The organism is Corynebacterium ciconiae DSM 44920, assembly GCF_030440575.1.
Taxonomy (GTDB): domain Bacteria; phylum Actinomycetota; class Actinomycetes; order Mycobacteriales; family Mycobacteriaceae; genus Corynebacterium; species Corynebacterium ciconiae.
Window position 1 is genome coordinate 2277253 of sequence record NZ_CP047189.1, and the last position, 13911, is coordinate 2291163.

11 protein-coding genes are annotated in these 13911 nt (G+C 63.8%); 5 read left to right on the top strand and 6 right to left on the bottom strand.

The annotated features are described in order from the left end of the window. The first annotated feature begins 27 nt into the window (after positions 1 to 27). The 3 genes from CCICO_RS10020 to CCICO_RS10030 all read left to right on the top strand — a co-directional run bounded on the left by CCICO_RS10020 (position 28) and on the right by CCICO_RS10030 (position 3440). Positions 28 to 738 carry a putative N-acetylmannosamine-6-phosphate 2-epimerase gene (locus tag CCICO_RS10020; RefSeq protein WP_018019426.1) on the top strand — a complete coding sequence of 237 codons (711 nt, stop codon included), beginning with the start codon at positions 28 to 30 and terminating at the stop codon, positions 736 to 738. Next, positions 731 to 1873 (top strand): N-acetylglucosamine-6-phosphate deacetylase, encoded by a 1143-nt coding sequence (locus tag CCICO_RS10025; RefSeq protein WP_018019427.1) that lies wholly within the window; start codon positions 731 to 733, stop codon positions 1871 to 1873. The genes CCICO_RS10020 and CCICO_RS10025 overlap by 8 nt, the downstream gene beginning before the upstream one ends. A 421-nt stretch (positions 1874 to 2294) precedes the next feature. Then, entirely contained in the window at positions 2295 to 3440 is a 1146-nt protein-coding gene (locus CCICO_RS10030) for a hypothetical protein (RefSeq protein ID WP_018019428.1), read from the top strand. Positions 3441 to 3714: 274 nt separating this feature from the next. On the opposite strand, the gene fbaA is transcribed toward CCICO_RS10030, so the two are convergent. Next, complete coding sequence (fbaA, locus tag CCICO_RS10035; protein ID WP_018019429.1) at positions 3715 to 4749, bottom strand: class II fructose-bisphosphate aldolase; 1035 nt, start codon at positions 4747 to 4749, stop codon at positions 3715 to 3717. Between the two features lie 324 nt (positions 4750 to 5073). On the opposite strand from fbaA, the gene CCICO_RS10040 reads away from it, so the two are divergent. Together CCICO_RS10040 and CCICO_RS10045 are read left to right on the top strand one after the other, a co-directional pair. Beyond that, entirely contained in the window at positions 5074 to 6510 is a 1437-nt protein-coding gene (locus CCICO_RS10040; RefSeq protein WP_018019430.1) for a hypothetical protein, read from the top strand. A 47-nt stretch (positions 6511 to 6557) separates the two neighbouring features. Beyond that, on the top strand, positions 6558 to 7580 hold the full coding sequence (locus CCICO_RS10045; protein WP_018019431.1) for a S66 family peptidase: 1023 nt from the start codon (positions 6558 to 6560) through the stop codon (positions 7578 to 7580). On the opposite strand, the gene CCICO_RS10050 is transcribed toward CCICO_RS10045, so the two are convergent. From CCICO_RS10050 to CCICO_RS10070, 5 genes are read right to left on the bottom strand one after another with little or no spacing between them, the layout of a single operon-like run. Next, a complete protein-coding gene (locus tag CCICO_RS10050) occupies positions 7562 to 8041 on the bottom strand; it encodes a hypothetical protein (protein WP_018019432.1) in 480 nt (159 codons plus the stop codon). The genes CCICO_RS10045 and CCICO_RS10050 overlap by 19 nt on opposite strands. Then, positions 8038 to 9075, bottom strand: coding sequence for a hypothetical protein (locus tag CCICO_RS10055; protein WP_018019433.1), 1038 nt, complete (start codon positions 9073 to 9075; stop codon positions 8038 to 8040). The genes CCICO_RS10050 and CCICO_RS10055 overlap by 4 nt, the downstream gene beginning before the upstream one ends. Then, positions 9069 to 10055: a hypothetical protein gene (locus CCICO_RS10060; RefSeq protein ID WP_018019434.1), complete on the bottom strand. Its 987-nt coding sequence runs from the start codon at positions 10053 to 10055 to the stop codon at positions 9069 to 9071. The genes CCICO_RS10055 and CCICO_RS10060 overlap by 7 nt, the downstream gene beginning before the upstream one ends. Positions 10056 to 10088: 33 nt before the next feature. Further along, complete coding sequence (locus CCICO_RS10065; RefSeq protein WP_018019435.1) at positions 10089 to 11840, bottom strand: GAP1-N2 domain-containing protein; 1752 nt, start codon at positions 11838 to 11840, stop codon at positions 10089 to 10091. After that, positions 11840 to 13873 carry a SaeA-related protein gene (locus CCICO_RS10070; protein ID WP_018019436.1) on the bottom strand — a complete coding sequence of 678 codons (2034 nt, stop codon included), beginning with the start codon at positions 13871 to 13873 and terminating at the stop codon, positions 11840 to 11842. The genes CCICO_RS10065 and CCICO_RS10070 overlap by 1 nt, the downstream gene beginning before the upstream one ends. Between the last annotated feature and the right edge of the window lie 38 nt (positions 13874 to 13911).

Sequence of the window (13911 nt, forward strand, 5' to 3'; positions counted from 1 at the left end):
CTTCTGCCAAAGGAGAGTTAGCCTTACATGTCTGTATCCCTCACCGAGTTCGCCGCCCAGGTGCGCGGCAGCCTCATCGTCTCCGCCCAAGCACCCGATGGCCATCCGCTGCGCGATACCCACACCATCGCCCGGCTCGCCGCGGCGGCCGAGCACGGCGGCTCCACCGCGATCCGCTGCGGCGGCTACGGCGGGCTAACCGATATCCGCGCTGTGGTAGCCGCCGTATCCGTGCCCGTGATCGGGTTGACCAAAGAAGGAGACACCGGGGTCTACATCACCCCCACGGTCGCATCCGCGGTGGCCGTGGCCGAAGCCGGCGCACAGGTGGTAGCCATCGACGCCACCCAGCGCCCCCGCCCCGATGGCTCCAGCTTTGCCGAGCAGGTCCGCGCCGTGCACGACGCCGGCGCACTCGCCATGGCAGACATCGCCACCACCTCCGAGGCCGTCGCCGCCGTCGAAGCCGGCGCCGATATCGTCTCCACCACCTTGGCCGGCTACACCGAACACCGCGCCGCCACCACCGGCCCAGACCTCGACCTCGTGCGCGAGGTGCGCGCTGCCATCGGCGATGAGGTCTTCCTCATCGGCGAGGGCCGCTACCACAGCCCCGAGGCCGTGCGTGCCGGGCTGGACGCCGGTGCCGATGCCATTATCGTGGGCACCGCCATCACTGATACCGCATGGGTAACTGCCCGCTTCGTCGAGGCCGCTAAGGAGAGCGCACATGACTGACTACATCGCCACCCTCGCCCAACCGGGCACACCCGCCTACCCCGCCCGCGTGCATATTGACGGCTCCGGCACCGCAAAGATCGAACGACTAGAAGAGCCGGTAGACACCGGACTGGTGATTACCCCAGGCTTGGCGGATCTGCATAATCATGGCGGCGCCGGCTATTCCTTTCCCACCTCCTCGCTCGAGCAATGCCGCGAGGCCGCGCTGCACCATCGCCGCTTCGGCAGCACCACCCTGCTGGCCTCCACCGTCTCCCAAACCCGAGAGGTGCTGCTGCCCCAGCTGGAGATCCTGGCCCGCCTGACGGAAGAGGGCAGCCTCGATGGCATCCATGCCGAGGGGCCCTTTGTCAATACCTGCCGCTGTGGCGCCCAGGATCCGGCCGCTATCGTTGCCGGCGATCCACAGTTCTTCCAAGAGATGATCGACGCCGCCGCAGGGCAGCTGCGCTCGATCACCTTCGCCCCCGAGACCGCCCATGCCCACGAGCTGGTGGATCTGTGCGTAAAACACAACATCATCGTCTCGCTCGGCCACACCGATGCCAGCTTCGAGCAGACCGCCGAGATCCTGCACTACGCCACCAGCCACGGCGCGCAGGTCACCGCCACCCACCTCTTTAATGCCATGCCCCCGCTGCACCACCGCAGCCCCGGCCCCATCGCGGCGCTTATCGACGCCGCCTCCCAGCACCACAACGTGCACCTCGAGCTCATCGCCGATGGTGTGCACCTGAACAACCACACGGTGCAGATGGTGCTCAATACGGTGGGCTATCCCGCAGCCACCCTCGTCTCCGATGCGATGGGCGCGGCAGGCAAGGCCGATGGGGATTATGTGCTTGGCGCCCTCGCCGTGACCGTCCGGGACGGCGTGGCGCGGCTGCGCACCGAGGACGGCAGCGAAGGCTCCATCGCCGGCGGCACCTCCCGTGTCAGCGACCAGGTACGCCTCCAGAGCGCGGCCGGGCTACCGCTAGCGAGCGTGCTGCAGGCCGCCACCTCTGGCCATGCGCTGCTGGGTGTGGGCCATCGGGCCGGGGTGAGCGAGGGCCCAGCCAACCTAGTGGTGTGGGATGAGCACATGCACGTGCGTGAGGTCTACCGGGAGGGTGAGCACCTCACCCGCTAGCCACGCCCCTTGAGCCGTCCGTAGGGCGCCTCGGAGCATCATGCTCCGGGGCGCCCTTTTCTCCGCAGTCAAGTCTGGGCGCGTTGTTCATGTGCCAAATCTCACAGCACGGCCGCTGAATTTTTATTTTCCCTTCACCCCAGCGTTTTATCCGCCAGCAGATGCTGAGACTTGCTGATATATCCGCAGGCACAGGCGCTTTTCTAGACGCTATGCTCGAGCTAGGCGCCGAGCCGGCGAGGTCGTTTTATGCCCCCACATGAGGGTGAAACGAGGTGGCGTCGACAAGCGAAATGACAGCACATTCCTCACAGGTGGGATGTTTTATAATCAGTTCGCAGCGCTTTTCATCTGTTGTAGATTCGTGATCTACCTGCTTAGGATTTCGTCACCCCTATCCCACTTCGTGAGAGGATGACACATGTCCCTAACTCGAGCCCTACGCTCGATCGCGGTCGCTGCCGCAGCAGTGACACTTCCCCTTGTCAGCGCCCCCGCGGCGGTCGCAGAACCCGCCCCCGCCCTCGTCGACCAAGGTGACGTACTACTCACCGACGCCGGCGGCGGACAGGTGAGCTCCTGCACCATCGGCTACGTCGACGAGGCCAATGGCCGTGCCTGGACCGACGCCCACTGCGGTGGCAACGGCACCGAGGTCTACGACGCCTTCTACACCCCCATCGGCCGTCTGCACCACATCTACCCCGACGTCTTCGCCGCTGTGCAAAACAGCGACGACTCCCGCTGGGGCCCGGTGAGCCGCATGTCCGATGTGGCGTTCATCGAGTTCTATGACAGCAAGTTCATCGGCCAGAACTACTTCTCTGGCGACCCCATCGCCGAGCCGCAGGTGGGCGATAACCTGTGCACCTACGGCAACCGCACCCAGCGCATCGCCTGCTCCCCGATCCTGTACCTGAACGGCCCCGTGGCCATCACCGCAGACGTGGGAAGTGACCACGGCGACTCCGGCGGACCGGCCTGGATCGAGGGCAAGGGCTACTTCGGCCAGCTGCTCGGTGCCGACTGGATCTGGCGCTCCGACCAGGGCAAGATCACGACCACCGTGTTCCGCCAGATCGGCAACAACGATCTCGCCAACCCGCTGGATCTGCACCAGCCGGTCGAGGGCTACGAGCCTGATTTCGACCTGGTGCGCAGCCAGAACGTGACCACCACCGCTGACGCTGACCGTATCCTGAACGAGAAGCGCCAGCGCGACGCCGAGGAGCAGGAGCGCGTTGAGCGCCACCGCCGCGGCGAGCCGCTCGAGGAAGACCTCCGCCGCGCCCGCGACACCAAGAGCGAGCTGGAAGGCCGCAAGAAGGATGTCGAGGACAAGCTGGAGAACACCACTCCGGAGGATCAGATCGACTCCGAGGACAAGCTCACCGAGCGTGCCGAGCTTGAGCGCGAGCTGGAGGAGATCAACTCCACCCTCGAGATCGTGAACGAGCAGACCGAGATCTACGAGCGCATGAGCACCGACAAGGGCGACTACGAGCGCTCTGAGCGTTCCGAGCGCAGCGAGCGCAAGAGCATCATCTCTTGGCTCACCGGCCGCTAAATCTTTGAGCAGCCCTTAAGCCCCTACGGGCTTAACGCACCACACGCTCGTCACCGCCCCCAGCAAGGCCCACATGGCCAGGCTGGGGGCGGTGTTTGTGCATGATGCCTAGCTGGGCAAGCTGGCCCGCGGAGGGGGCGGCTCCGCGGCGGCTAGCTAGTGCCTAGGAAGGCCTGCCAGAGGCTGTACTCCTGCGCACGCCCTAGAGACTGCGCGCATGCAAACACCCTCCCCTGCCCGCGCTGCTGCGCGGTGGGGAGGGTGTGAAGGGGTGTTACTTGGACACGGAGGTGCCAGCGGAGTGGAGGTCCTGGCAGGCCTCGACGATGCGCTCGGACATGGCGGCCTCAGCCTTCTTCATGTAGGAGCGGGGATCGTAGACCTTCTTGTTTCCGACCTCGCCGTCGATCTTGAACACGCCATCGTAGTTAGCGAACATGTGGCGAGCGACCGGGTTGGTGAACGCGTACTGGGTGTCGGTGTCCACGTTCATCTTGATCACGCCGTAGCGCAGGGACTCCTCGATCTTCTCCTTCTCGGAGCCGGAGCCACCGTGGAAGACGAAGTCGAAGGGGTTGGAGCCAGCGTCCAGGCCGAGCTTCTTCTCAGCCACCTTCTGGCCCATATCCAGCACCTCGGGGCGAAGCTTGACGTTGCCCGGCTTGTACACGCCGTGGACGTTACCGAAGGTAGCGGCCAGCAGATAGCGGCCGTTCTCACCGGTGCCGAGGGCATCGATGGTCTTGGCGAAGTCCTCTTCGGAGGTGTAGAGGTTAGCGCCGGCCTTGGCCTCCACGCCGTCTTCCTCACCGCCGACAACACCGATCTCGACCTCGAGGATGATGTTGGCCTTGCGGGCCTTGGCCAGCAGTTCCTGGGCGATCTCGAGGTTCTCGTCGATCGGCACAGCGGAACCATCCCACATGTGAGACTGGAACAGCGGCAGCTCGCCACGGTCCACGCGCTCCTGGGAGATAGCGATCAGCGGACGCACATACTCGTCCAGAACTTCCTTCTGGCAGTGGTCGGTGTGCAGAGCCACGTTGATGCCGTAGTTCTTGGCTGCCTCGTGCGCGAAAGCGGCCAGTGCGCACGCGCCAGCAACCTTGTTCTTCACGTTGAGGCCGGAACCGAACTCAGCGCCACCAGTGGAGAACTGGATGATGCCGTCGGACTCAGCGTCTGCGAAGCCCTTCAACGCGGCGTTGATGGTCTCGGAAGAGGTGCAGTTGATGGCCGGGTAGGCGAAACCGCCCTCCTTGGCCTTGGTCAGCATCTCGTTGTAGACCTCGGGAGTTGCAATTGGCATGAAGAAAATCCCTCCATAGAGTGTGGTTGGTGACGCATCCTCTCGAGGCGACCGCCGCAGCTCAACCACGGTGGCAGCGAGGCTGCCTACTGGTCGATCCGAAATGTGCGCTTTGACCCTTATTATGCCAGCTTTAGTGCGCCATCGCAGTACCTATTTCGCCCCAAAACACGTGAAAAACCACACATTCGGACATGAGCGGGAGCTAAAATCGGGCCCGCATGTGTGTAAACAAAAATCGCGGGCCTGCGCTGCGACCCCCATCGCACACCCACCCGAAAAATGAGCAGACAAGCTCGCATCCATTTCCTAGTATCTAGGGACATGACTAACTCGGGCCTCACCTTGGATCAGCTGCGCGCAGAGATCGACCGCGCGAACCCACCCACCCCCGTGGAACGCGCCTCCGTACTCCTCGCCGCCACCGATCCCATCGCACCCGACTGGGAGGAGGCCGACTATGCACAGCTCCACACGCTGCTGGCGGATCTCTACGCCGAGGTCCTCAGCCTCGATCTGCATAGCATCGAAATGAACCGCGCCCCATCCCAAGGGGCGTTGTTGCGTCAGCTCAACCACCGCCAGCTCGCCGTGGCCATGGTCCTCGGCCGCTCCTCCGCGCTGCTCTCCACCCAAGCGTGGTCAGCCTGCACCGACTTCTTCGAGCAGTCCCCCACCTTCACCCAGCGCAAGGCCCTACTTGAAAGGGAGAAGTCCGAGGCACTGCGTATTCTCGAGGTGTTTTACACCCACTACACTGCCGCTGAGCAGAACGCTGCCGAGCAGCAGCGGGACGTCGACAAGCGCCAAGCCGAAGAGCGCGCGGCCGAAGCACACCAGCAGCGGGAGCTTAACTGCCTGAACAGCATGGCCGACTACTTTGGCGACCAGGCCTACGAGTCGGGCAGCCGCATGGCGGAGTTCCCGCATGACCTCGACACCTATTTCGCGCCGCTGGCTACCGCCGATGCGCAGCAGATCACCCAGTGCGCCACGTTGTTGAACGAGCACATCTGGGCCGAAGCTCGAGGCAATGAGATGATCCCCCCAGCGGAGGTGCCCGAGTATGCCGCTCGGTTGGATCGTTTCGTGTTGGCCAACAGCGCCGGTAGGCCTGATTTCTCCGCGAAGCTCGAGGCGCTGCGCCCGTGGCTGGATCTGATCCCGCTGCTGCCTGCACCGATGGTGTCACAGTGCCCCGCGCTCACCCGCTATGTGGCACTGGGCGAATACGTGGATGCGCAGGCCCGCAATCCCGATGATATTCCCAGCGTCCTGCCGCTTTTTGAGACGTATGCGGACGCCACGCTTCACTTCAATGATTACAAGCGGACAGGGGTGGTCTTGGTACAGATGTGCCAGCTGGCTAAGGCACTCGGTAGCGAGTACCACCGTCAGATGCTGGATAAGGCCCTGCCGATCCTGCACGATGCCTGCTTTACGGAGCACGTCTCGGCGGTGGCGACGCAATACATCTATCTGGTGCGCGAATCAGTCGACCAGTACCACAACGCAGGCAATCCCCAGGCGGCGTTGCAGGAAGCGGACAACCGCAGCGGCATGTTCGATATCGATCAGCTGCCCCCAGCCGCGGCGACCCAGCTGGCCTACGTATACGAGCACCATGCGGCGCTGCTGCACCAGCTCTACGGCCCGCGCGCCTCGGCGCCGCAATTTAAAAAGACCTTGCGGGCTTTCCGCAGGCTGGGCATGGATGCAGATGCCCACCGCGTGAAGCAACGCTTCACCGCTGGGTCCTAATACATCCGCGCGCCCCAGCGAGCCTTACACCGCTATAGTGGGCGGGCATGAAACTTGCGATCATCTCCCCGTCCTTTGCCGCCGCTGGGGCATTTCCCGAGGTGTACGCGCAAGCGCTCACCCGTCTGCGAAAGCTCGGTATCGAACCCGTGGAGTATCCCACCACCCGCAAGGTGGGGGCCTCCGCGCAGGAGCGGGCTCGCGATGTCACCGCGGCCTTCGCCGACCCGAGCATCGCTGGAGTGCTGGCTGTGATCGGCGGTAATGATCAAGTGACGGTGATCCCGCATCTTGACGACGAGGTGATTCGCAGCAACCCCAAACCTTTCCTCGGCTACTCGGACAACACGAACCTGCACAATCACCTGTGGCAGCTGGGAGTGCAGAGCTTCTACGGCGGCTCCAACCACGTCCATCTAGGATCCGGGCCGCGCATCGATCCCGAGCATCACGCGTCTTTTCTGGCCGCGCTACGCGATGGCGGCCAGCTAGAGATCACCCCCGTGGAAACCTCGGAGGACTTCGGGGTGGACTGGACCCAGCCCGCCGCCCTCGATAGTTATGGTCACCGTCGCCCGGCGCGCCCGTGGCAGTGGCGGGGTGCGCGCCGCAGCGTCACCGGCCCCACCTGGGGCGGGTGCTTCGAGGTGATCGACCAGCTCGCCATGTCCGGTCGCATGCCCTCCTTGGAGGCACTCAACGACCACCTCATTCTCCTCGAGGCAGCCGAATCGCTCACCCCGCCGGATCAGATCATGCGGCGTGTTCGGGCTCTCGGCGAATGGGGGCTTTTCGACGCCGCCTCGGGTGTCATCATCGCCTCCCCTCCGGTGAGCACGCATGACATAGTCCCCTCGCCCGAGCAGCAAGACGCTGATTGGCAGGCCCAGTGCGATGTGGTGTTTGGCCAGCTCGAGCGCTATAACCCCGAGCTGCCGGCTGTGTTTGGGGTGCCCTTTGGCCACACCCGGCCGCAGTGGGTGCTGCCCTATGGCGGGCAGATCACCCTCGATGGGGCGCAGCGCCGGATTGTGGCCGACTACGAGCTGAACTATCCGCGTCGGCGGTAGCCAAACCACGCCTGGTTGAAGGGCAGCCACAGAATAACGGCCGCCGCGACCGCGAGGAGGGTGGCGATCCACAGCGAGCCCACCACGATGAGGAAGATCGTGACCACGGACACCGCCGTCAGCAACCACCGGCCCCACACCTGGGCTTTGAGCACACCCACCACCCCGGTGACGATAACAACGATGGACACCACCTGCGCGATCACCAGCAGGTCGCGGGCATTAGAGCGCATCAGCTCCTCAACGAGGCTGTACAGCAGCCAGCCCACCAGCGCCGCGTAGAGCGCAGCCGCACCCCACACGGTCCACGGGGCGGACAACACCGACGTGGCGGAGAAGCTCGGCGAGTACTTCTCGGTGCGATCGTGCACCACGCCCGTGGTGTAGGAGCTCGCCGACTGGGGCGTGGCGGGTGGGGTCTGCTTGGAAGAAATTTCCCACTGGGGCTCATTCGGAGTCATCGGCGTTCACTCTCTTTCAACGCGCCGCGTTCGCGCAAGATCCACAGCAGCGGATCGAGACAACGGTAGGGGGCAATTCCTTTACGGCTGAGGCGCTCACCCACTGGGGCATCGCCCAGCGAGGAGACCGCGAAGTAGGAGTGCCGATCATGGGCATAGGCGGCCTCGACCTTGTTCAGCAATCGGCCCGCCTTCATGTAGCTCAACAGGGATTTCACCTCAAGATCCAACACCTTCTGGGCGTCGAGGTTGTAATCCCAGCCATTATCGCGGCGGAAGGCCGCGCCAGAATTGCCCATGATGGCTTTCCATTCCCCTTCGGGCATGCGCTCCAGGATCTGCAGCGAGTCGAACTTTGAAATCGTCAAAGCTAGGGGCGGGCGGGCATCGCCGAGGATGCGCATCAAATTAGAGAACACATCCTCCGGGTTGCCGCCGAGCCCATCCTGGCGCGGCACCAACCCCTGCACATAGACCTGCACTGAGGGAACCAGCAGCGGGTCGAAGAGCATGATCACTAGGTCGGCGTAGCAGAAGAAGCTCAGTGCCTCCCGATCCACGGCGGGGTTTTCTAAGTCCTCGCCGGCGACGTCGCGAAGCACCACATAATGCGGGCGCTCCGTGCCGTCACCATCGCGCCAACGACCGAGGGAGAAAATGAAGGGATCACGCTGATAGGCATCCTCCTGGGCGCTGGTGGGGGTGGGCGCCATCTGCTTCATCTCCACATACAGCGGCTGTTCATAGTGCTTGGCGTAGCGCTGCTTGGTGGATTCTGTCACCGGCTCCACCACCATGCCCGGGAACTTTTCGGCGGCGAGCATCTCCAGCTGCTTCACCACCACAGCCAGGTAGAGGCTCTTGCCCGTGGCGCGGGCGCCAGCCATCACCACACAGTGCACCACGGCCTCGCCCCAGTCGGCGGGCAGCTGTTCCCCAGAGCGGGTGGTGGTGGGGGCGGTATCGAGATAGCGGAACGTATCGGGGCAGCGCGGGCCCGCATACACCGACGGGTAGTAATCGGGGGTCACCACAGTTGTCCTCCCTCATTGATGGGGCTCATTCTCATCCGGTTCTCGCCGCCTAGAGGATCAGACGCGGCGGGCTCGTTCAGCTCATCGGCACACAGCCAGTGCACCAGCACCTCGGCCTCATCGTGCAGATCGGCGCGATCGCCAGCACTCAGTGCCTGGTGGAGAGCATCGTCGATCACCAGCACATTTAAGGGGTAGCGCTCGCCGTAGGCGTTGCGATACATATCGGCTTCCTCGCGGGCGTGCGGTCCGAGCACGATCACGAGGGTGCGTCGACCAGGCACATGCAGCGCAGGGCGGAGGTGGGTGCTGAGCACTGCCACGCAGTCCTCGGATGCGAGCGAGGAAAGATCCGCGCCCACGGTGGTGCGCGCCTGCTCAGTGGGAGTGCTGTGATCATCCACGGTGATGGAGAAGTACTCCGACACCCCCTTGAGGATCTCGTGCACTGGGGAGAGATCCACCTCGTGCAGCGCCGAGGCCACCGAGGCCGAATCGTCCATCCACACGCTTGCCCGGCGCACCGCGGCTGCCGGGGCCCCAATGGTGGTGAGCGCGGAGTAGACGGTGGTGGTGGAACGCGAGGATGTGGTGGAAATGCCGGAATCCACCGCACTGATCTGCACCGACTCTCCACTTGGGGAGAGGGTGAGCACGGTCTTCTCATTCAGCCCATCGAGCCGAATCTCCTCGGTCTGCACCGTCACCGGTTTCGCCGTGGCGGGCTGCAGCACCCGCATGATCACCGAGTGATCCGGCGGGAACTCCGCCCCCTGGGCCGGTACGAGCACCACGGTGACATCTCCCTGCAGCTCCGTGATGACGGTATCGGAGGAACTGTACTGGTTATGGGTGAGTTGGCCACGCACCTCGAGGCGCATATCTGTTTTCTCGCCGCGCACCCGGGTGGCGTTGATCTTGATGAAATCCCCAAGGGGCAGCTCGTAGCTGTGGCCGCCGCTGAGAGTAACGGTATTCATGTCCTTTAACTACCTTTCTCTGATCTCGCTGCCCTATCCGCGCAGCAGCCTGTGGAGTTGGGGGCCGACACAGCGAACGATCTCGCGATTCTCTGCCTCGCCCTTAAGCTTGTCTACTGCCTCTTCAATGCTGCGGAAAGGCGGCCGTAGCGGGTCACGGTAGAGCATTTTCTCAACCGGCTCGCGGTGCACGAGGAGATCATCTACTTCCTTGGCAAGGAAGGTGTGCAGGCGGTCGAGCTCGTGGCGATCAAGATCCAACAGCTGCCCTGGGCTGTCGCAGGCGTGCACATCATTGATCAGCGCCACCAAGGCGATGCGGGCCCGCAGGCGGAGAATATCGTCAGTGACGGGCTCCACCGCTGCCAGGCGGTTCATCCGAATCGCAATCCGAGTGTTAGCCGCGGCCTCAGCCGGGTGTTCCACGTTGAACCACTGCGTCATCAGCTCCACAAAGGCGACCAGCGGCATCCGAGCATGACGAAGATCATCCTCGGTGACCACGAAGGCGCTGGTGTGCGCCTCACCCGGCCGCAGCTGCCCGGGAGTAGCTGGACGGGATGTCGTCTGCGCGGCAGGCTCCTGGCTCAGAGCTGCCAGAAATTCCTCATCACTTTCGGGATCGTCCTCGTAATCGCCCCTCGGGCTCGCAGTCGTTGGCGCCGACCACTCGTTCTCATGTGGCAGCGGTGGCTCCGAAAGCGGCGGGGCCGCAGTGAAGGGCGAGCGATATTCCTGGGTCTGATCAGCAGGCGTGCTCTCGGTACGCGGCGGGCGCATCCCGCGCTCGGCCGCCGGTGCTTCGGCAAAGCGTGTCTCGGGTATGGCCATGCGTTGCGCCCCGCGCTGCTCGGCGATGCTTTCGCCGCCGGCCGCGCTCCCAGCCGCGCCACTAGTCTCGTCTCTGGTCTCTGGCCTGCTGTCACTTAAAGCCCGCAGCTCCTCAGGCAGCGGGGCGGTCACATCCAGTACCACCGCGGGTGCGGGCGCGTTATCGCGCGCAGCCTGAACATGATCGGCACGCACTGCCACCAGCTGGGCGGCGGAGCCGAGAATATCGCTCAGCCGCTCGGGGTTGTGGAAGGTGGAAAACCCGATGCGCTCACCCAGTGCGCGATAGATTGCCGCCACCCAGAGTGGGGCTTCCTCCAGCGGGCAGGCCACAACCACCGGGGTGGTGTCCCGCAGCACAGCCACGGCGGCATCCACATACTCCCGGCGTGGCCCACCACTGGTGCTGGGAGCAAGATTCTCCCAGGGCACAGGAAGCGATCCTTCGGGTTCCTCGGCAATAAAGCGCTGCAGCACGCTCTCGTCTACCGGCCCAGGCTCGGTGAGCTCGGCGGGAAGCGAGGCTGCGTCCACCTCGCGTTTGCCGAAGGGAACCGGGATCTGCGGGGAGTACATCATCCGGATCGGATCCGTTTGCTCGCCCGAGTCATGAACCTGCACAAAGGTAAACACGTTGCCGGGCCTGCCGGAAGAGTCCTGCCCAGCATGGCAGGAAGCATAAAAGGCCCATACTTCCGCGCCAGTGTCATCGATCACGGGCAGCCAGGCGAAACGCCGATTCAGATGCGCGATTTCTGCACTGCTCGGGTAGTTGCGGTAGCGGATGCCGTCGACAAGCGCTGAAGGGATGGTGGGGCGCAGCTTCTGAATGAGTTGTTGGGTGATGCGGCCAGTGGTGGCGCCCACACCCCAACCACCCGCGCGGGTGGCGCTGCGGCCGAAGGAGGCGAAGCTGAAGGTTCCGAGCACCTGCTGTGACAAGGGTGCAGACATTAGTTCAGCCCTCCTAGGTTCACTTCGAGGGTACCGGCATCATCATCCACCACCACTCGCTGCGGGCTGCCCAGTTGGTGCCGGTGCTCATCGGCGAGGAAGACGCGCACATAGCCGCTCTGGCCCGGGGACAACAATGCGGACCAGAACGTCTCGTCCGAGGTAGCCGCGGCCGCATTCGCGTGCGCGGCCAGCAGCTCAGGCACTATTTTCGGCGTCGGCTCATCGCTGCCAGAATTCGTAGTCAGTGAGGTGAGCAGCGGCTCCCCGTCTTGGGCGTGCAGGGGCAAGCGCGAACGGTTGTACACCAGCACGAAGCTGGGTGGGCGCTCATCCTCAAAGCCCTCGCGCCACAGCCACACCCCCAGCTCGAGACCAGGGCGATCGGCTCGCTGGCGAGTGCGGATCCTGTAACGGTAGATCCACAGCCCGTCGTAATTCAGGGTGGTTTTCTCCCCCGTCACGGGCGTGCCGCCGAAGTAGAAACGCGGCTCTAGCTCCACAATATCGCCTAGGTTGCTCAGCTCTAGACGCACCCCACCTTGGCGGCGATAGTCCTCCTCCACCAGGTAGCGATCGATGCGGCTGCGCGAGGTGCGCACGTGCACCACCGACGCCCCCTTGGGCCAGTCGAAGGTAACCAGCTGGCTGGAGACCCGCTCGTGCAAGGTCGCCTCGGCGATGGACTCCACCCGGTTGACCACCTGGTAGCTGCCCACTTGGAAAGAATCGCCCACCACATGCACCGGCACGCAAAACACCTGGGACCACTCGCCCGGCCACTGCACCACAGCGTGGTGATCCTCGCCGGGATTGTACTGGTCGATTTCATCGAAATTGTAGGTGTGCACCCACTTGGTGGAGCCCAAGGCATCATCGTCCAGAATGTGCCGCTCTTCCACCACTTCGAGCGCCAGATCCGCCTGGGGCGCTTTCTCGGTGAGATACACGCGCACCTCGCCCATCGACGGCACAGCCCACATCAGGCTGATCTGGTCGCCCTTGCTACTGGGCAGGCGCACCGCTTCTTTCATCTCAACCTGTTGAATATTCGCCGAGATCTGCACTTGCGCAATCTCAGAGCCCTCGCCCACTCGCCGGCTCCCTCGGAACTCGAAGGTGGGAAAGAGCTGGAACTCGTAGGTTTTACCGCGCTTGGCTACGGTGTGGGTGAAGTTCCTCAACCCCACCCCCGAGGGCACGCGGTGACGGGGATCGTACAGCGGCACATCGGAGGTGGATACGCGGGCATACACCTCAACCTGATCTACGCCATGAGGCAGCATCCACGAGCCGGTGACCGTGCCGTTTTTATCCTCTACCAGGCCGATATTGCGCGGCGGAAGCCCCACCGCCTCCTCGCCCACCAGCACCGGCTGCACGGCGAGGGTACCGGGGGCGGAATCAGCTGCATAGGCCCACACCGCATAGTGACGCATTCCCACAGAAGCTGGAATCACCTCGCGGAACGCACGGCCGCGGGTGTGCACCAAAATCGTGCCATCCTCGGGGCTGAGCGCGCCTTCGCCCACATGCCCCACGAGGCGATAGAGAACATACGGCGAGGAGGTCGGCAGCTCGTCCCAATACACGAGCACCTGGGTGCCCTCCTCGGTGATAGCCTCCACCTCCACCTTGAGCATTCCGCAGGGGCTGTCCACTTGGTGCGCGAAAGGCGCAAACCGGCGGCCCCGCAGCTTCTCATCCATAAACTCCGCTGGGTTGACCTGTGGTTTCTCCACCACTGGCCCCTCATCGAAGTTCCAATCATCTACGTCATCTGAGCTTGTCGACGCCACCTCCCCGTCCCGCTCGCGCACATCCTCAGCGCTGTAGACGTTCTGCTCTGCAGTCGCTGCGGGCTGCTCGGTGGTGTACTTCTTGCCGTTGAGCATTGCGGTGACGGCATCGATGTGCTGCGGAGCGGAATCGCCAAGAATGGCGGCCACCTGCTCACGACTCGGCGCAACTAGCTTGCTGAGCTGGGCGATGGTATCCGCACTGAAGCCCGTTGCCCATCTATTGATCGCCATGGGGTCTCTCTTTCCTAAACAACAATCTCGCGGCGGGT